The 19,059-nt window shown below is 51.8% G+C and carries 21 protein-coding genes; 9 read left to right on the forward strand and 12 right to left on the reverse strand.

Going from position 1 to position 19,059, the window contains the following annotated elements; translation table 11 throughout:
* Positions 1-2: 2 nt before the first annotated feature.
* Positions 3-827 (reverse strand): FG-GAP repeat protein, encoded by an 825-nt coding sequence (locus tag H8L32_RS16970; RefSeq protein WP_186948446.1) that lies wholly within the window; start codon positions 825-827, stop codon positions 3-5.
* 130 nt (positions 828-957) lie between these two features.
* Here H8L32_RS16970 and H8L32_RS16975 point away from each other — a divergent pair, with 130 nt between their 5' ends.
* Both H8L32_RS16975 and H8L32_RS16980 read left to right on the forward strand, forming a co-directional pair.
* A complete protein-coding gene (locus H8L32_RS16975) occupies positions 958-1,326 on the forward strand; it encodes an MmcQ/YjbR family DNA-binding protein (protein WP_186948447.1) in 369 nt (122 codons plus the stop codon).
* A 191-nt stretch (positions 1,327-1,517) separates the two neighbouring features.
* Positions 1,518-1,859, forward strand: a complete 342-nt coding sequence (locus H8L32_RS16980; protein WP_186948448.1) for a helix-turn-helix domain-containing protein — start codon at positions 1,518-1,520, stop codon at positions 1,857-1,859.
* A gap of 109 nt (positions 1,860-1,968) precedes the next feature.
* Here the strand turns inward: H8L32_RS16980 and H8L32_RS16985 are convergent, their stop codons facing one another.
* The 8 genes from H8L32_RS16985 to H8L32_RS17020 form a co-directional block, all read right to left on the reverse strand.
* Positions 1,969-2,565, reverse strand: a complete 597-nt coding sequence (locus H8L32_RS16985) for a DUF6988 family protein (RefSeq protein WP_186948449.1) — start codon at positions 2,563-2,565, stop codon at positions 1,969-1,971.
* Positions 2,566-2,626: 61 nt separating this feature from the next.
* A complete protein-coding gene (locus H8L32_RS16990) occupies positions 2,627-3,409 on the reverse strand; it encodes an alpha/beta fold hydrolase (protein WP_186948450.1) in 783 nt (260 codons plus the stop codon).
* A 181-nt stretch (positions 3,410-3,590) separates the two neighbouring features.
* The gene (locus tag H8L32_RS16995; protein WP_222619390.1) at positions 3,591-5,192 is read right to left on the reverse strand and encodes a Fic family protein; all 1,602 of its coding nucleotides are present in this window, start codon (positions 5,190-5,192) and stop codon (positions 3,591-3,593) included.
* Positions 5,193-5,656: 464 nt separating this feature from the next.
* Positions 5,657-6,211 carry a hypothetical protein gene (locus tag H8L32_RS17000; RefSeq protein WP_186948451.1) on the reverse strand — a complete coding sequence of 185 codons (555 nt, stop codon included), beginning with the start codon at positions 6,209-6,211 and terminating at the stop codon, positions 5,657-5,659.
* Entirely contained in the window at positions 6,208-6,489 is a 282-nt protein-coding gene (locus H8L32_RS17005) for a hypothetical protein (protein ID WP_186948452.1), read from the reverse strand. Before H8L32_RS17005 ends, H8L32_RS17000 begins: the two co-directional genes overlap by 4 nt.
* Positions 6,489-6,917: a hypothetical protein gene (locus tag H8L32_RS17010; RefSeq protein WP_186948453.1), complete on the reverse strand. Its 429-nt coding sequence runs from the start codon at positions 6,915-6,917 to the stop codon at positions 6,489-6,491. Before H8L32_RS17010 ends, H8L32_RS17005 begins: the two co-directional genes overlap by 1 nt.
* Before the next feature lie 363 nt (positions 6,918-7,280).
* Positions 7,281-8,075 carry an ATP-binding protein gene (locus H8L32_RS17015; RefSeq protein ID WP_186948454.1) on the reverse strand — a complete coding sequence of 265 codons (795 nt, stop codon included), beginning with the start codon at positions 8,073-8,075 and terminating at the stop codon, positions 7,281-7,283.
* On the reverse strand, positions 8,059-9,051 hold the full coding sequence (locus H8L32_RS17020; protein WP_186948455.1) for a YdaU family protein: 993 nt from the start codon (positions 9,049-9,051) through the stop codon (positions 8,059-8,061). The genes H8L32_RS17015 and H8L32_RS17020 overlap by 17 nt, the downstream gene beginning before the upstream one ends.
* Before the next feature lie 936 nt (positions 9,052-9,987).
* Between H8L32_RS17020 and H8L32_RS17025 the strand changes: the two genes are divergently transcribed.
* Positions 9,988-10,203 (forward strand): hypothetical protein, encoded by a 216-nt coding sequence (locus tag H8L32_RS17025; RefSeq protein ID WP_186948456.1) that lies wholly within the window; start codon positions 9,988-9,990, stop codon positions 10,201-10,203.
* A 318-nt stretch (positions 10,204-10,521) separates the two neighbouring features.
* Entirely contained in the window at positions 10,522-11,196 is a 675-nt protein-coding gene (locus tag H8L32_RS17030) for a hypothetical protein (protein WP_186948457.1), read from the forward strand.
* A gap of 52 nt (positions 11,197-11,248) precedes the next feature.
* Here H8L32_RS17030 and H8L32_RS17035 read toward each other — a convergent pair whose 3' ends face one another.
* Together H8L32_RS17035 and H8L32_RS17040 are read right to left on the reverse strand one after the other, a co-directional pair.
* A complete protein-coding gene (locus H8L32_RS17035; protein WP_186948458.1) occupies positions 11,249-11,983 on the reverse strand; it encodes an ATP-grasp domain-containing protein in 735 nt (244 codons plus the stop codon).
* A 53-nt stretch (positions 11,984-12,036) separates the two neighbouring features.
* The gene (locus H8L32_RS17040) at positions 12,037-12,528 is read right to left on the reverse strand and encodes a putative signal transducing protein (protein WP_186948459.1); all 492 of its coding nucleotides are present in this window, start codon (positions 12,526-12,528) and stop codon (positions 12,037-12,039) included.
* Between the two features lie 399 nt (positions 12,529-12,927).
* On the opposite strand from H8L32_RS17040, the gene H8L32_RS17045 reads away from it, so the two are divergent.
* On the forward strand, positions 12,928-14,667 hold the full coding sequence (locus H8L32_RS17045) for an insecticidal delta-endotoxin Cry8Ea1 family protein (protein ID WP_186948460.1): 1,740 nt from the start codon (positions 12,928-12,930) through the stop codon (positions 14,665-14,667).
* A gap of 103 nt (positions 14,668-14,770) precedes the next feature.
* Positions 14,771-14,977: a cytochrome b gene (locus H8L32_RS17050; protein ID WP_186948461.1), complete on the forward strand. Its 207-nt coding sequence runs from the start codon at positions 14,771-14,773 to the stop codon at positions 14,975-14,977.
* 43 nt (positions 14,978-15,020) lie between these two features.
* Here H8L32_RS17050 and H8L32_RS17055 read toward each other — a convergent pair whose 3' ends face one another.
* A complete protein-coding gene (locus H8L32_RS17055; RefSeq protein WP_186948462.1) occupies positions 15,021-15,938 on the reverse strand; it encodes a LysR family transcriptional regulator in 918 nt (305 codons plus the stop codon).
* A gap of 99 nt (positions 15,939-16,037) precedes the next feature.
* Between H8L32_RS17055 and H8L32_RS17060 the strand changes: the two genes are divergently transcribed.
* From H8L32_RS17060 to H8L32_RS17070, 3 genes are all read left to right on the forward strand, one after another.
* Positions 16,038-17,012 carry a quinone oxidoreductase family protein gene (locus H8L32_RS17060; protein WP_186948463.1) on the forward strand — a complete coding sequence of 325 codons (975 nt, stop codon included), beginning with the start codon at positions 16,038-16,040 and terminating at the stop codon, positions 17,010-17,012.
* Between the two features lie 121 nt (positions 17,013-17,133).
* A complete protein-coding gene (locus H8L32_RS17065) occupies positions 17,134-17,598 on the forward strand; it encodes a RidA family protein (protein ID WP_186948464.1) in 465 nt (154 codons plus the stop codon).
* Positions 17,595-18,806 (forward strand): aminotransferase class V-fold PLP-dependent enzyme, encoded by a 1,212-nt coding sequence (locus H8L32_RS17070; RefSeq protein ID WP_186948465.1) that lies wholly within the window; start codon positions 17,595-17,597, stop codon positions 18,804-18,806. The genes H8L32_RS17065 and H8L32_RS17070 overlap by 4 nt, the downstream gene beginning before the upstream one ends.
* Positions 18,807-19,059 lie beyond the last annotated feature (253 nt).

The following is a 19,059-nucleotide window of genomic DNA, read 5'->3' on the forward strand; positions in this document are numbered from 1 at the left end:
CATCAGCACCCGGCAACATCGATAGGATAATAAGTAAAGCGCCCTGCTTCACCTACCAGTTGATCCGGACCTGCCATTGAAGACAGATACAAGACCAGCACGGTGCCACCCGCATAATCATATTGCACCAGCAAATCAAGGCGACCGTCTCCATCCAGATCCCCAGCCCAGCGCACAAATTCGCTGGCTTTGACAGGCGTATTTCCATCAATGCCAAAACTGAACTGATCGAGACTCTGACGCTTGCTGCCCATCACCAGATCCAGTACCAGCATACTCTGGCCGGGCTCTTCAGTTTTACTGTTTTTAGGCGGCAGCAACAAGGTGGGTACCAGACGTGCGGTCTGCCCGTCTGGCAAACTGATCTCCGCTTCCATCGTCCCTTTGGTATTTTTTGCGGGCTTCAGGCGTGACAAGGCTCCCGGATGATAGGTAGGTACAGGCCCGGCCTGCAGTCGTAAAGCTGTTGCAGGCGCGCGGAAAGGTTTGAAATACATCAACGGCAAATCGGTACTGGCCGGCGCAAAACGCAGCACCTGTCCAGGCACAGGGTCACCATCATATTGTGGATGCGGCCTGGCCGACACCGCCAGCCTGGCTGGCTGCAACTGGCAACTGATCTTGCAACTCAAGGCCCACCAGCCATCACCAGAACGGTATTCGGGCCCTGGCAAATGCAGTTGTTCGCGTTCACCTTCAGTTGCATAAGGTGAAGCCTGGGCGGGCAGCATCACCACTGCGCCGGTCGACTTATTGATGTTTGATTGCGCGACCGCCAGACAGCACACCGCAGCCAGACTGGCTGCCAACAATACGAATTTTTTCATTGCCTGCCTTCAGCATTTTTATTTCTACTCTGAGGCTCTCAGCTTGCCTGCCCAGAAAAGCTGACGACTACCCCAATCCCCGAAGCAGTTTATCATTCCGCTACCGTAATCCATTAAAAATCAAATCACCATGAAACTAGCCGCATTAAAAAAACATTGCGCAGCCTTTATCGGCGCGCAAGAAAAACTGCATGGTGCGCCCAGCAACATATTGGTGTATGGCGTTGAAGGAAAAACCTTCGCCTATTTCAAGACCAGCGAGCCGGAACAATGGCGCTTCAGCGTGCGGGTGTCGCCCGATCGTTTTCTGGAACTGACCGACACCCCCGGCGTCAAACCGGCACGTTATATGGGGCGATTTCACTGGATCACCATCGTCAAGGTCGAACATTTTCCGGAAGAATATCTGCGTGAACTGATCAGCTATTCCTACCAGAAAGCCCTGTCTGGTCTGAGCAAGAAAAAGCGTGAAAGCTTATTGCCGACAGTAGCAGATTGATGATCATTAAAATTATCATCAATAATACTTAAAAGCCTTATTTAAATCTCTTAAATATTAAAATCAAACACAAAAGACTTATTTAGAACTTTTAATATTCTTCATTGAAACATCAAAAAAACAAACTATAATAGACTTAAAAAGAACTTTTAATCTTAATTTTTACATTAAAATATTTATTTAAGACTGTTATGAACATCATCAGCAATACCGAAGAATACGAAATCACCCTGGGTGAGCATGTGCGGCAATTGCGCCTGCAAAAGAACATGGATAGAGAAACCCTGTCCAGCCAGGCGGGTATCAGCCTGACTGCCATCAAAAACCTGGAAGGTGGCAAAGGCGCTACCGTCAAGACTTTGCTGAAAGTATTGAGAGCACTGGGCCGTATCGACTGGATACAAAGCCTGGCCCCGCTCGCCAGCATCAACCCCCTGCTCATGGTCAACACCAAAAGCGCAAGACAAAGGGCAAGCCGTCAACGTGTCGGCACAACACTACCGGTAGTCCGCGCCAATGCTGGCAAACCCTGAATTCACATTCCCCTGACTGCTCCGCATAGCCACCCAAAAAAAACGACACGTTTTTGTAAGGCTGCGACGAACTTTCAGCTAATTTATGAGTAATATCCAATATTACTGTCTACACATCGTGGTTCGATATCAACTGTACGATAAGCTCTAATCGTGGAGGATCGTTCGCTAACTTTGTAAACTCGTACACACTAAGTTTAGCAATCATTAGTGAGTACTCAAGGACATCTTTTTTTTCCTCTTCGGTAAAATTCGGCCCGATATCTACATCTGTCAATCGACGACTTACCTGAAACATTCCGGAATGGGTGTAGCTATTCATCGTTCCCCAATATGTCTTATGAATATCAGAGAACACTCCAATGTTAAATTCATCAACCTTTTCAATCTCTTTAATCATTTCATGCATTTTCAGTTCTAATTTATCTTTTAAGAATGCATCTATTTGCTTTTCTGTAGCGCAATAGGCTATCCACAGCCCTCGAAGATGTGTCTCGTGGATTACTCGTATAAGTGCGGCTGCGGAAGATGGCATACTATGATCGATCAAGGTCACAATCGCCCTAAAGTGTTCATATGCCAAATCAAAAAGCAATGCCGCCAAACGAGGTCTTTCGTTCCCACCAAAATTAATCTCCATCCCGTTGCGAATATCGTCAAGTTTCTTGAGCGTACCGATTGTTTCCAGCAGGGTTGAATTAGTCATATTTTCTCCGAGTTTAAAAGATAATTTATCTTTTAATAGTCTGAATACTGGCCACTGAATGCTACTTGCCATTTGCCCCATCAAGAAATCGCAAAGCCGTTGAAGTGAATGGAACCGCAGAATCATAAACAGGCACGTGATCGCCACCAGGAATAATCCATAAGGCAGCATCCGGTATGGAACGGTAGATGTTCACCGGAATTTCAACAGGGAAGAAAGCGTCGCGGTCACCGTGTACGATGAGCGTGCGTGCGGTGATGCCTGACAAGCTTTGTGGTGTGAAATTCATATCGTCATAGTCTTCGTGAAACGCGTTGAACTGCGTAATCAGTTGGCGAATCTGTTCGTCACCGCGTTTTGCGCATTCCCGGTACATGTCCCGCACTGGCTGGGGCATGGTGCCAAACGAAGACCTGCGCATAATGATCCTTGCCTGCTCGGGGAAATGTGTAGTTGCACTGATCAATACCATGACGTCAATGCGCCTGGCCTGGCTGGTTGCCATATGCAATAGCGTCATCCCGCCAGTACTCAACCCCATGGCCGAGAAGCGATCCACCCCCAACTTGTCAAGCAAGAGAAACACGTCAATGGCCGCCTGCCGATGCGTGAACTTGTTATCAGGATTGGTTGAGTGGCCATGGCCACGCAGATCCACGAGGATCAGCCGATAGTGTTCGGCGAGCGTGCCAATAAACGGATACCAGTTCTGCACACAACCGCCAAACCCATGCAAGAGCAGCAGCGGCTTTCCGGCACCGTATTCCTCGTAATACATTTCCATGTTGTTGATTTGAACGCTTTTCCCAATAGTGGATGTCTGTGTGGGAGCATAGGTTGTCATGGGTGTGTATCTCAAATACGCAAGAAATTGAACAGTGGCCTGGCTTTGTTATCGGGAGATAATTTTTGCATAAGTCGGGGATCTATGGCTTATCCCGATATCCAGAATTGTACTGAAAATAGTTTGGTGGCGAGCTTTTGAGCGTTCACCCTTTTTATATCGCATAAAAATCCATACATTGTCATCGCCGATAAACAAGGGATGCATTATCTTCGTCACTATCTTCATCACCATCTTCATCGTCAAATAGACCTTCCTCAGGGTCGGTACGAAAAGCCTGCAATACCACCTGAACAATCTTGCTGGATTTTTCTTCATCCTCAAATATGCTGAACTTCTTTCGCAGTTTGTTGGACACGAATTTATTGGTCCAGATGCTACTAATTATCCGGTCTATCGTTGCATCCGGGCCTTCAATAATCTTTTTAACTGCACGCCTGGCCCGGTGAATATTTCGCATATACAATGCCTCATCGCGCATTTCTTCTTCAATGGTTTGCCGGATTACCTTTCCCATGTATTCCACTTGGGATGTCAGGTTTGGGTAACGCCAGGCTGGTAAGGCATGGTCATAAGCGCTGAAGTGAAAGTTGGATTCAATCCCATCGCCATAGGTTTCCGATTGACCAAAGCTGAAGTTTTCAGCATAAGCCTTCATCAGATCTTTGGAAAATACCTCCAGGCTCTGGTCATATCCTGCTTTGGCTGTCGTTGAATGCGTGATCGTTGCTGAAATAGGCAATATAAACGGTTTGGGTACAGCATTGTCTCTACGTAAGATGTCATTCACTAAAAATCGGGAAATTCTCCCATTACCGTCTGCCATCGGATGGATATAGACAAAGCCGAAGGAAGCAATCGTCGCACGCACAATGGGTGAAGTGCCTTGTGTTCTGGTCAGCGTGTCGCTGAGTCCCCCTAGCATCGCTGGTGCTTTTTCCCAATGCGGTGCGATGTAGTCCACCACCTCGCGATAACCGACTGAATGCCCGACAAATACTGGCGATTGGCGCACGCCATATGTCAGCGCATTTTCACCTAATATTTCCGCCTGCAGTCTTTCTAAATCAAGTAGAGACAGTGGATTGTCCAGTTCTCCGCAGCGGCTTTCCATCACCACCGCGAAACGCCTTATTCTGTCTTCGCGATTTTCCTCATGTTCAATAGCGAAGCTGGCGCGGCTTTCCTTAATCGTTAGCCAAACGCTGCTTCTCAAGAGGACCTCCGCCCCAAACTTCACCTCCAGACCGGTCAATGCAGCAGCACAATCATAATTTTGTGCGGATTGAACTTTATCAGTGATGTTGATCAATGGGCAGAAGTCTCGCGTACCAGGCAGATTGTTGCGGACTCTCCATCTTTTTACCGACTCCGGTTGCGGCGCAGAGAAATACGCGCTGCTATCGATGGCGTCGATATAGTTGCCCTGACTTAGGTCATCGACATTCAGTTGGCGATCAGTAAACCATTCGAAAAAAAATCCGGCACGGCGTGCATAAGCGCCTGTCGATTCGCTTTTAATCCACGCTTCAAGCTCAGTCTGATCAATTGCGTTGAACAATCGCGACAGCAACTCGAAATGCATTTCTTCATATTTGAACATGAAGGTCAGATTTCCGGGCAGGGTTTCTGCTGACCGGAACCCTTCTGGAAATTCTTGAGCGGTCAATTCTGCAGACGAACTCGTCTTGCGACTTTTGCCGATGACGCTTTCCACCCGCAGGCGTTGGGCTAATTTGATCTGGTATTTCTCTACCAACCATTTTCCGCCGACCCAATCCATAGAAATCTCCAATTACTCAAATATCAACACGTCTAGGCTTCACAATACACAAAAAACGATTAAAAGACAAAAAATATCATTACAAATCGTAATTTTTTAAAAAAAACTATTACAAAAATTCATATTTGTCCACTTTTTGTCGAAAGAAAAATCCCCAGATGTCGCGCAAAAAATGATTACAAATCTAAGAAAATCATTATTTTTACGTACCTTTCCCAAAAAACGATTACAAAATCTAAAAAGAAATGCAAAAGATGAGCACTCCAAAACTGGGGTAGATACCTTTGTTGATCACAGTAAGTCTTTGATAGTCGAACAGGACAGCCTGCCTGGATACATCCTGGTGGTTTCTGTATGTCAGTAGATTAAGACGATTGAGATACTTCCTATACACCAGCAACAAAAAACGCACTCCTCAGAGTGCGTTTCCCGTTAAGTCTGCAGTCAACTATCTGCCAGTTTTTTTATACCAGCGATTCCACCATCACCTGCAATTTATCGGCGATCAGGTTTTGCGCTTCGGCATCGACCTTGCTCAACCAACCCCAAATCAAACGCTTTTGATCGTAGACGGTGGATTTGGCGATGCGCAGTTCTTCTGCTTTTTTCAGAATGGAAATGCGGCGTTCGTAAAATGCGCGGATGATGGTTTCGCGCATGATGCGCAGTGACATGCCGGTGACCTGGCTGCTGCACAGCTCGCGCAGATTGCCGATGGCGTTGCGGTAATCTTCGCTTAAACCTTCTGAACCACAGCATTTGCATTCTGCTGTCCTGATGGCATAACGGGCAGTGATACACGCGCGTTGTACAGAAGGCAGGCGTTCAATTTCAGCCAGTATCATGCCAGCCTGGGCCGCACCATCAAGTGCGATCAAACCCTTGCCGCGACCATTGCCGGCACCAGCACCAGCGCCTTGCAGAGCCAGTTTGGCCATGGGTGAAATCGCGTACTGCTGGCTGGAATAATTAAAGGCAAATGTCAGTGCGTCATGGGTATTGTTGAATAAGGTAGTCATTCTCTCTCCTCGTAAGATTTGCAACGTTGTCCGTGTAATTGCAGGGCTGCGGTCAGGCCATCGACTTCAGTGGTTTCTTTGGCTCCGGTGGCTGTTTTGGCTTGCTCGCTAACTTTGGTCAGCAGGCGCACCGGGCGATGGTTGTCTTTCAGCTTGCAGATGTTCTGGCGTTTTTCACCGATTTCGACCCAGCCCTGATGGCGGCAACCCTTGCAGGTTTTTTCTTCACGCTGCAACAAGATAGCCAGCGGATCGCGGCAATATTCATGGCGGCGCATCAGTACTGGTCCCCAAAGACGCGGTAATCTTCCAGGCGGCCCAGACCGGTGTGGATGCTGATAAAGCCACGGCCATCGGGATACATTTCCTTGACCCTTTCCTTGATGGCCTGCATCTGTGGATTGGCCTTACTGTTGTATTCACGAAAAACACGTGGCTGCGGCGGCTTGTATTGCGGGTTGTTATTTGAGTTACTCTGCCCAGGCAGGGGAACAAAGAAACGGCGGTTATTGCCGATGACGCAGGTCTGTATCTGCTCTTCTTCCAACAATTTGTCGAGCATGCTGCGCATGTCACCAGAAGGCACGCCGAAGGTGGCTGCCAGGTGGGCATTCTGAAACTTCAGGCCACGCTTATGGCGTATGTACTGAAGCAGGTTTTCCTGGTTGAATGGAATAACATTTTTGGTGGAGATATTTTTTTTCATTTTTCTGCATCCTTATCGATATGAATTGAGCTGCATCGAATACGTTCGACGATCATCAATCCTGTCCGGGCACAGCATTTTTTATGCGCGCTGCCCCTGTTTATCTGAGCGTGCCTGTCACTTCACGCTGGTCTACGGCTGTCTGGTGTTACATCCGCGATGGCATGCGGGGTTGCTGTTGACCCTGTGTTTTTTCAGGCATGGCTTCCGGCTCAGGGCATGCGGGAAGATGCAGGTTTTTGATAGAACTAAAATGTGGGCGTAGCGAGTCCCATTCAGCCTGTTATCCAGGCTGGTGCGTTGTATGTCGGGTGATGTATTGCTGGTGACGCGGCTATATTTCCGACCGCGTCACCAGGACAATCAAATGCTCAGGTGCATGATTTGCCCACGCTGTGATGTCCAGTTAAAGCTTTGCCAGACGCTGTTTTCGCGCAGGCGATCAAAGCTGCGGTCGCCCAGAAACTGGCGCAGGCCATGACGGTTCTGGTTGGTGATCAGCATGGTTGGCATGACATCGCGGTAACGCTTGTCGATGATGTCGAACAGGCTGATCTGTTCTGCTTCCGAACCATATTGCATGCCCACTTCATCCAGGATCAGCAGATCGATTTCAGCCAGCATCTGCAAGATCTGGGTTTCACTTTGTGGCGCATCACGCCGCCACGTATCCCGTATCATGCGCACGGCATCCATTGCGGATGTGTAGAGGATGGTGTGGCTACCCATAACATGGCGGGCTATGGCTGTCGCCAGATGGCTCTTGCCTGTGCCGGGCATGCCAGAAAACACCATGGTCGTGCCGATGTGGCGATGGCGCGAAAAATTATGGGCAAATTCCATGGCAACGCTGAGGGCTTTTTCCTTATCATCGGTATCGGCAACAAAGCTGGCGAAATCCTTTGTCCGAAAACGCAAGGGTATGCCCGCCTGGTTGAGACGTGTTTCCAGACGACGCTGGCGTTCTTCCACGGCTTGCTGTGCGGCACGGGCACGGCTTGCCATGTTTGCCTGGCGTACACAATGCGGGCAGGCTGACCAGTGCATGACCTTGGTCCCCAGCAAAATGGCCGTGCTGTCGTAGGCGCCATGGCTATCGCATTGCGCGCTGCGCTGGGTGGTACTGATGTAGCTACCGGCTTTAGATGATACGTCCATTTTCTATGCCCTCGTTATAGTTGATCTGCTCAAAATTGTTGTGTCTCGACTGGCTTGCAGGCGATCTGCTGCCACCGCCGCGCCCGGCGATGCCAGAGTCGCCCCTGGGCAGCACAGCAGCACGAACCTGCATGCTGGCTGCTTGCTTGCCCCAGCGTTCCAGTATCTTGAGCACATAGGCAAGACCGATAATTTCATCCGGCCTGGCACTTTTGGCTTCGGCACAGGCAGCCTGCACCAGCATCACCGTTGCCCCTTGCGCCACCAGCGCCAGCAAACGCGGATCAGCCGCCTGAGCCTTTACCCCGGCCTGGCGAAAGGCCAGACACAAGTCCAGCGCAGTATTGCCGCCTGCTGCTGATGCAACGGCAATAGCTGTCGTACCAGCCGCCAACTCGCTCGCCATCGCGTTCGCCATCTCATCGGCAACGCCACCTGCAGCCACAGCCTCCGCCAGCACAGCTTCAGCCAGCACTTCAGTAGTATTAGCGGCCAGCGCGGGCTCAAGCTTGCTTTGGTTTACTGGTTTATGGTTTCTGGTTATTGGTTTACGGTTATTGGTTAGTTGAACACAGCCAGAGGCTGCGTTGCCTTGCCGTTCAACAGCTGTTGAAGGCGCGTTCAATTCATCAATGCGACCGTGTTTTTCTGCTGCCCGCTTGGCCGCACTGGCCTTTCCTGCCAGCGACTTGGCGTTGGTATTTTTTTGGTAATCACGTATCGCCTGATCACAGCGTGCGTGAAACCAGCCAGCGTCCGTCAACACAAAAAATTCTTTCAGCAACTGTTCTACAGCCACAGCTTCTTCTTCACTGCGCGCCACCAGCCGACGGCACAGCAAAGCCAGATCCAGCATCAGGGGTGATTCCGTGTCGTAATACAAGTCCAGCATGTCGCGGTAAATCGCTCTTTCCAGGCGATTCAGATGGCGCGTGGCATTATTAAAATCACCGATGTGATGGCTGTAATAATTCATACGGCCACCTTTGCTATGCAGCAGGACTGATTTGTCAGCACAGACAAACCGACAGGCGCAAGCGTGCAGATGCCTGCGGCATTGGCTCTTGTGCTGCTTATCTGCCTTGTTATGTGCTGGTATTTATCTGACATGCGAATTCTGGTCGGTTGATTGATCAAATCCCTTGCATCATCCAGACGCAGGTCGTCCTGCCGTTGTCACTTTACAAAAGTGACAGACAACACTTCGCCCTCCAAAAAAGCGCGGGCTTCTTTGGGCTGGATAGATACTTCGTATTGCTTGCTTTGTTCAGTGCCCTGAAAAACCAGGCAGCTACCTTACTTCTTCACGTCCATTTTTTTGCACCGGTACGGATTGACTGCTTGCTTCACATTCATCAACACTCACCGGCGTGGACCGCTATGCGCATTTGCGCTTACGGGCGAAATCTGCCTTGGCAAACCCACCCTAACTACCCCGGCATCATGGCCTTGGGGCAAGACATCTGCATGTCCTCATCATGGAACATATTATATACGATTACGTATTACATTCAAACAGTTTTAATGTGTTTTTTAAAAATATAATGCGTTTCAGAATGAAGGCAAAGCTGTGTGTCGTTGTCCACATGGTTGTCGCGCTATGTACATCCCTGGCAGAGCGGGCATTTGCTCCATCAAATAAGATGGAAAATATTTTCCCCTATAAATACAATCACTTATATTTAAAAAGCATGGCATTTAAAAGCCGGATAAATACAAACTTCAAGAAATAAATGCATATTAATAAAGCATGAATTCTGACACCTGCTTATGACTATTCAATCTAACTGATCTAACTGAAGCAGTACAATTTACAGTCATAAAATTCAATTCAGTATTGACTTACATAATACGATTACGTATAATTCTATTCATGGGGCAACAGTCAGTATTTACTCTTCAGGAGGTATGCATGAGCACTCAAACTTATTTCGGCCAACCGGCCAGTTATTACGCCCAGCCAGTCATGGCTGGCAGCGCCAGCGGCGTCAATGCACAAAATCTCATCGATGCGTTTTCTGAATGCAGCATGGAACAATGCGAAAAAATGGCAACCATGCTGGAACAGGGGCGATATGAAAATTTCGGCAGGATGATGGCCAAAGTCATGCAGGACTGGGCACAGTAATCTCCCTCAACAGAATATCAAGCCTGCCTGGATTGCCAGGCAGGCCGGGCAATGAGGCACCACGCACATATCGCCCAGCAGCTTACGCTGGCTGAATCGTTCTAGGCCGAGGAAGCGCATGCCGGGGTCAGCGTCCGGCAACTTCAACTTTCTGCATGCACCCTGCATACACGACTCCTTGCGCCAGCGTTTAGCTGCATGCAAATCAAAATTCCGCGCGATCCCCTGGCACTTCCATGTTGAGAACTTGATGCTGGCATCAATTACAATGGCTGCATCGACGAATTCATTTCAGCAAAGCTTCAGACATCCCGGTCTATGACAAAAATCCAGCAGCAATTCGAATCCATCATTAATGAACTCACCAGACCACTGAATGGCCAATATCCACGTCCATGGATGAGTGATGCAACAGACCCTTTGTCGGTTCCCCTGTTCATCGTCGGCAAAAATCAGGCGAAAGCCTACCCAACAAACAGGCTCACACATCAGCGGCATATGGATGCCTTATTTAACCGCGCCGGTGAGTCATGCCGCACCTTGTATGACGAGATGAGTGGCGCTGTGCCGTCCCCCACGCGCAAGAACATCAACCGTTTCCGGGCCATGCTGGAAAAAGAAGGAATAAACGACGTTCTGGAAACAAACGTCATCTGTTACTCCACCCCCATGAGCAGTGATCTTGCACTGTCGGGTCATCAAGGCGGCGCAAAGCATGGTACCGAGATTTTTGAAGTGCTTTTGCGTTTCATCCAACCCACCGTGCTGATCGTGCACGGTGCAGGAACAGCGAAGCAGTTAAGCCAGATACTGAATATAAATTTGCCGGCACCACCAGGTAAGACAAGCGAACCAGTAGCAATCAACGCCAGCAGGATGAGGATATTTGTTGTACCTAGCCTGGCACTGCCTGCCTGGAATAAATGGTCATCATGGTCGGATGATTATCTTAAGCAAGTCGCGAAGATGGCTGCGGATGTTTTACGGGCTTAGCGCGGCTGGATAGTGTGGTACTTGATGCAGGTTTGTCTGGTGCCGTCATCCATCAACCAAGCTTGGCACCCGCACACCGCAACACCTCCAGCACTGCTACCGGGTCACAGCCATAAATACCTGCACCCCAGGCAGCGTTTTGTTCTACACAAGCCCAACCTGCACCTGCCAAGGTACCCACATCAAGCACGGCTGCGGCGGGCAGATCGACACGAGAGTCATTCAGCAGGGTTTGCATAAAGGCCAGCAGCGCCTGGTCTTCGTCGACAGTGCTGGCGAACTCTGCTTCCCTTTGCAGATCACCAAAGCGGGAGTAGACGGAATACGTCATCAGCTTGCGGTTGAGGATAAAGCAGCGAAATTCTTTTTCCCATGTCACCACATCAGAGACCAGCACGGGCATGTCATCGTCATATTCGGCAGGCAGGGCTGAACCCAGATACACATCTGCCGGAAAGCTCTTGTCATTCGGCGGCTTGATGAAATAAGGCTGGTCAAGACCGCGTGCTTCGCCCAGTGTTTGCAGGCTGATATTGCGCAGTTTGTATTCCATGGGCAGTTGCACCAGCCAGTCTTCCGGCGGATTAAGCAGACGTATACCTAGTTGCTCTGCCAGGGTCGGACCAAACAATGCCTCACCGTAAAAAACAGGTTCAGGCAGATTTTGCAGATGGTCTGGCACGCGCCACCCGGTCAGCCTTTCTACCTGCCAGCCCAGTGCTGCGGCAGCTTTCCATAAAGCCTGAGAATCGTCCGTGTAGCGTGGTGTAAAAATCAGTGTGGGCATGATGAAAAAATACTTTAGATGACATGTAAATGGTAGCTGCAATACTTTTTTTATTAAGTCAGTGCCACATTCTTGGGCACGGGTTTGCCACAAGCCCCACATTTTTTATCCCTGTGCTGCGGCACGATGACACCCAGCAAGAACAGTATGCCCAACGCTGTCGCCATGGCACCCACACTGCCAACAGGTTCGATATGGGTGGAACCACAATGCGGGCAGGTTGCAGGCTTGATCTGTTCATTTTCGGCAGCATCTGAGGAATCTGTGGAATCTGATGAACTGGCCTTCAGTTCATCTTGCAGCGCAGCTTCAAATTCGCCGTTGGCGTAGCGGGACAAGATTTCGGTCGCGATATCTACATCTCTCACCGGTACTTGCAGCCGCACGCCGCCCAGTGCCAGCGACCATTGCCAGTTGGCCCAGACATGGTGTTCACCGGCCAGGCTGGCGGCGATGCCCTCTGATTCCAGCAGGCTACGCATGACATGCGCATCCCAGGGGTTGAGGTAGGTGGCAACGGTCGTGAGGTCTTGTGCTGGCTGCATGGATTATCCGCTAGTTGTCTTTTTGTTGGGCTTTCGTTTGGCATAAGTCAGCACACTGATACGAGGATACCGCATTCAGGTGTGTTGGCCTACTATCTTCCCGGCGACCATCGCCGGCCACGGCATCGCGTTGGGCTGGCATCCGCTGGTCGATGAGCTGCTACGGCGGCAAGCTGGACAGCCTGCGCTACTAAATTGCGCGCAAATGTGCAGCAGATTGATTCCCAATGGAAAAATATCTTTCCTTTTTAACAAACAAATTCGGTATACTAACGAAGTAATTCACTAGCCACGCAACACAGTTAGCAAGTCCTGACCCAGCAGTATTCCCCTCTTCCCAGAGGCGTCTGAGTCCAGGCCGGCGCGGCAACCACTTTTATTACTTCAAGCGGAGTCACCATGGCATTTGATCCAATTCCCGGGCAATTTTTTCTCATCAGATCAGTCAAAAGCGGTCTGGTTCTGCAAGTGCGCGACAAGGCGGGCCACCGCGGTGCCGAGATCGTGCAGGACGAGATGGTCACCGAAGAGGGCAAGGGCAATCATCAACATTTTCAGTTTGTGTCGTATCAGCAAGGGTACTACAGCATCCGCTCTCGCTCGTCCGGCAAGAGTTTTGATGTGACTAATTTGTCGCAGGACAATGGCGCCGCTGTCATCCAGTGGGATGTCACCCCCCATCAAGGTAACCAGCAATTCAGTCTCCACCCTGCCGGGAACAACCGGTATTTCATCAGCGCCCACCACAGCTTGAAATTCCTGATGGTCAACGGCAACGACAAGCCAAAAGGTGCCAGGTTGGTGCAAGATATCGGCAAGGGCGCTGACTATCAGTTCACCTTCGAACCTGTACCACCTGTAGCCGCACGCGGCCTGCGCGAGATTGTACTGCTCGGGAACGATCAGTTTCGGGAGGGCGCGTTGTCCCTGATCGGTGAAGTGCCCAAAGTGGGCGGAGCCATCAAATTCGTGACGGATCTGCTGTGGCCGAATAGCCGGCCGCCTCTGATCGAACAGGTGCGAGATTATGTCGTGAGCATCGCGCGCGAGATGATCGAAGAATCCTATATCAGAGACCTGGGCCTGAAACTGAGCGGCTTCAAGAATCAGATGGATCAGTATTCGCTGGCCACACCTGGCACCGATAAAGGGCAGTGGATGACGAGCATGGTCGCCAGTCTGGAAGCGATGCGACCATACTTCTTCGACCAGGCATCGCCCGAAAAGACGCTGCCGCATCTGGTCATCATGGGTACCCTCCACCTGGGTATATTGCGTGAACGCTACGATAATTACGAGAAGATCTATGACAAACCGCACGCCAATCCGGCAGAATTACTAAAGGATTTGCAAAAGCGCGTGGCGCTGTATGTCGAGGGTTGCCAAAAGGCGCGAGCCAACACCTTGCGCTGGCGTCTGGACAAGATTGGCTATCACCGCGAAGTGGTCTACGAAAACGGCCACCCACACCATGATGCCTTTGTCGCCACCGACAGCTTCGACGGCTGGAAAAGTTATTCCGGCGGTGGTGATATGACCTACCAACAGGCAGAGGCACTGGCCGTAACCAAGCGCGATGCCCGCCTTGCCCTGATCAAGGACCATTTCAGCGTAGAACTTGACACCCTGCTTTCGGCTGCGCTCTTGTGGCGCTATTACGATCCCGCGATCAAGGAAAAAGCGCGGTTTGAACACTGTATTCTCAAAAGCAAACTATATGGCGAGGCCGAGGGCACCTACTTCGAGCTGCCCAGCAAACCTCAACAGGCCTCGCCGATCTGGCAAATCGTGCTTTTTGTACGGGAAGACGGTCAGGTGCTCAATGGCATCCGCATCAGACCACGCGATGGCTCGGGCGAAGTTGTGTACGGTAGCGAAACCGGCACCAAACGTGAGCTTTACCTCGACCAGGACGAAGCCATCGTCGCTGCCTGGGGCAATGAAGCACCGCTCAATTCCCTTTACCTGTTCACCAACAAATGGAAAGACGTGGGCGGTGGCCAGCGTCAACGTGGCAATTGCTGGAGCAGCGAGCCACCGGTAGGCGCCTCGGGCCAGCTCGACTCCCTGTTTGGCTACACCAAGAACGGGGTCATCACTGGCATAGGATTTAACTGGCGCTGCACCAAGCAGCAATAAAAACCTGAATGGCACAGCCGGGGGCAGTTGAGGGTCTAGCTGGTCCGGCCCCGGTTGCTCCCTTTTGGGGGCGCCCCAAACGCCACCCAGTTAAGCGTCGTCGTTGAGGTCTGCGAGGCTTTCGCAAAGAGCGAAATTCAGCGTACTCGCCTTTGACCTGGCCAATAAAGATCTGCGGCACAACGTAGTGGAACTGCATGGCTTGCTGGTCAATATCTTGCTGGCGCTGGTAGCGTTTCATGCGACTGCGGCGCTGTGGCATGGTCTGGTGAAGAAAGACAGCGTGTTGCGCCGTATGTTGCAGAAATAAACTCAGGGCAGGCTTAAAACGAAACGCTTTACCAGTCGTCCCTCTACAATACAGGATGCCTTTGATCAAAGGCATCCACTTCCCTTTGCCATAGACGTGCCTGCTCGCGCAGCCAGTCTGTAAATACACGCATTTCAGGCAGATCAGCACTGTCTTCGCGCATGATCAGCAGATTGTCGCGTGGCGTGGCACAGACTACATCGCTGGCCAGCACCAGGCTGCCTGCCTGCAGGCGTCGCCAGGCGATCGACAGGCGACCAAGGGCAATGCCCTGGCTTAGTTCAGCGGCTTCCAGCAAGACATCGGCATCGTTATAGGCTTGTCCTTGCGGGCTGAAATCTGCTGCCATGCCGGCAGCGGTTTGCCAGCTACCCGCGTCCAACGACAGGTGTTGCAGCATGGCGCTGGCGGGCCAGAGGCGTGCATCGCTGCCCAGTGTTGCCGCCAGTGCTGGCGAGGTCAATGCTACCAGGCGATCATTAAACAGGATTTCGCAAATCTGGTCGGTGCTTTGCCGGGTGCCATGGCGTATGGCCAGCATGGCCACGCGCGGTGCTGCCCGCACCAAAGAATAATCAGTATCGATAATCAGGCGGATATGTGGGTGAGCTTGCGCAAAACTGTCCAGACGCGGCAACAGCCATTCTTTGGCGATGGATGCCAGAGTACTGATGTGCAGAGTCTTTTGTGTCGCATCATCAGGCGGATAAATCGCCTGGTGCAGGGCCGACAAGGGCCCAGCCAGACGCGCCAGCAAGGCAGCACCGTCATCCGTCAGACTGACTTTAGGGCCATTGCGTTTGAACAGGGTCAGCGCACTCCAGTCTTCCAACTGACGTATCTGGCGGCTGATGGCACCGGGCGTCAGGCTGAGTTCTTCTGCGGCACGGCTAAAACTGCCTAGCCGCGATGCTGCCTCAAAGGCTTGCAGAGTGAATAGGGGCGGCAGTTTTTCGTGCATGTTGAATTTTCTTCACTTTCATGTTGCGTAAGTATCGTTTTTTAATCTTCACATAGTACGACAATAATTTGGGCATCGTAACTTCCTATGGGATGTGAAATGCACGCAATCATCATCAATCAATTCGGCGGGCCAGAACAATTAAGACTGCAAGAGGTGGATGCACCAGGCGGTGACATCATCGTGCAGGCCGCCTGGGCGGGCGTCAATTTTGTCGATATCTATCAGCGCGAAGGCCGCTACCTTGGCGTGAAACAACCCTGGCCCATGGGCATAGAAGGCACCGGCATCATCATCCATGCACCCGTTGGCAGCGGCTGGAAGGCGGGCGAGCGCGTAGCCTATACCACCGGCGTACAGGGCAGCTATGCTGAACTGGTGGCCGTACCTGCGGCCAACCTGATACGCGTGCCGGATGACATCAGCCTGCGCGATGCCTGTGCGGCAATCGAACATGGCCTGACCTCTATCATGCTGGCTGATGACGTAGCCAGACTACCTGAAAAAGGATCAGTGTCAGGTTCGGTGCTGGTCCATGCCGCTGCCGGTGGTGTCGGCGGCTGGCTGGTGCAATTGTTGGTGGCGCGTGGCCTGACCGTGTTTGGTACGACATCTTCTGCCACCAAGGCTGCATGGCTGAGCAGCGTTGGTGCTATCCCGGTACGGTATAACGGAGATACTGACTGGCCTGCGCTGGTGCTGGACCAGACCAATGGGCGTGGGGTCGATGTAGTGTTCGATTCTGTCGGCAAATCGACATTTGCACATAGCCTGCAACTGGTCGCCACACGTGGCCATGTTGTCCTGTTTGGTGCTGCCAGCGGCCAGCCAGACCCGGTCGATGTCTTGCAACTGATGCGCAAGAGCATCACGCTGACGCGCCCAGTCTTGCCACATTATGTGGACACCCCTGCCCGTCTGCAAGCACATGCGGCGGCAGTGTTACGCCACATTGCCGATGGTACGGTGCAATTGCGTATTCATGCCACTTATCCGCTGGCCGACGCAGCTTTGGCGCATAGTGCACTCGCAGAACGGGGCACTCAAGGCAAGCTACTACTCTCTATCAACTAGGGCCTACGAAAAACCGCCCCAGCTGCGTTGCAACTCCTAGCCGTACTAAAGTACTGTCTTCGTCGCTACTCCTTGCTGGGACAATTTTTCGTAGGCCCTAAACCCTAAAATTATTTAAAATATGACTACCATCGCACAAAAATTGCAACAACTCGGCCACATCCTGCCCCCTGTCAAAGCACCGGCGGCCAATTATGTCAGCTATACGGTACAAAATAATGTACTCATCATCGCCGGGCAAATTGGTCGCCCCGGCGCTGCCAAAGCTGGCGTGGTGGGTGCCGGGCTATCGCCAGAAATCGCAAAACAAGAGGCAGAAATCGCCGCCCTTGGCGTGCTGGCGGTTATCGATGCCGTCACTGGTGGCGACATCAGCCGCATCGCCCAAGTGCAGCGCCTGGGCGTGTTCATCGCCGCCACACCAGACTTTGACGGGCACAGTGCCATCGCCAACGGCGCATCCGATCTGATCGTGGCAACGCTGGGTGAACGTGGCCACCATGCACGCACTGCCATCGGCGTCGCCAGCCTGCCGACAGGTGCAGCGGTAGAAGTGGATGCGATTGTACAATTGAATCCGGCATGAGCAATATGATCAGCGCAGACCAATTGGCACAGTTACGTGATGACACACCGGGGTTAAACAGCGGTGTGCACCTCAACCACGCAGGTGCATCGCTAATGCCGCAGGCGGCCCTGCAAGCCATCCATGCACACCTTGATCTGGAAGCACAAGTCGGCCCCATGGAGGCGGGTTTGCTGGTAGCAGACAAGTTGCAAGATTTACGCAAGCATGCAGCGCAGTTGATCAATGCACAGGCAGATGAAATCGCCCTCATGACATCCGGCTCCAGCGCCTTTGGCAGCATGTTTGCTGCCATGCCCAGACTGAACAAGGGTGAGCGCATTCTGGTAGGCAGGCAAGAATGGGGCGGCAACCTGGCCAATTACCAGCGTGCGGCGCTGGCTGCCGGTGCCAGCGTTGAAACCATCCACTGCCATGTGGACGGTAGCGTCAATGCCCATGCATTGGCCAACATGATAGACAGCCGCGTGCGCCTGATTTCGCTGACCTGGCTACCGGCCAACAGTGGCCTGATCAACGACGCCGCTGCCGTGGGCAAGGTCGCCGCCGCAGCGGGCGTGCCCTACATCATTGATGCTGGGCAGGCACTGGGGCAAGTGCCAGTCGATGTCCAGACCTTGCAATGTGATGTACTGAAAAGCGCAGGCCGCAAGCATCTGCGTGGTCCACGCGGCACCGCCCTGCTGTATGTGCGACGTACTTTCCTGCAGCAATTGGAACCGGCCTGGGTCGATGTATCATCTGCCCCCATCAGTACAGATGCAGTCCACCTGCGCGATGACGCCCGCCGCTTTGAAACCAGCGAAGCCGCCGTCGCCCTGCAACTGGGGCTGGCAGAGTCCATCAAACTCGCGCTGGAATGGGGTGTGGATCAGCTTGGCCAGGTCAGCGCCGGACTGGCTAGCGCCTGTCGTACACGCCTGGCACGCATGCCCGGCATCACCCTGCATGACCTGGGCGATTTGAGCGATTTGGGTATTGGCCCACAATCAGGCATCGTCGCCTTCAACCTGCGTGGGCATGATGCAATGGCCTTAAAAAACAAACTGGCACAGCAGCTCATCTACATCGGTGCCAATGGCATACCCTACACGCCGCTGGACATGCAGGCACGCGGTCTGCACAGTATTGCGCGGGCATCATTTTCTTATTTGAATACGGTCGATGATGTGGAAAAATTGGCGCGGGCGTTGGAACAGTTGGCTTGATGGTGTAGCGTATTGCTAATGGGCGGCGTGTTCTTTATACGTTTTTACGGCAAAACCGGTGCGCGTGGCGCACATGGTGCACCCGAGCATTTTTCGACCTTGCCCGATAAATGAATGGATAATACGTAGGGTAATGAAATGGACGCCTCCCTCCCAAACGGCATCGTGATGTGCCAAAGTAGAGTTTCGACAAACTACTTAACAGAAGGGAAGCGTCATGGAAAAGATTACCGTAATTGGATTGGATTTGGCA

Origin of the sequence: Undibacterium hunanense (assembly GCF_014284335.1) — a bacterium.
GTDB classification, from domain to species: domain Bacteria; phylum Pseudomonadota; class Gammaproteobacteria; order Burkholderiales; family Burkholderiaceae_D; genus Undibacterium; species Undibacterium hunanense.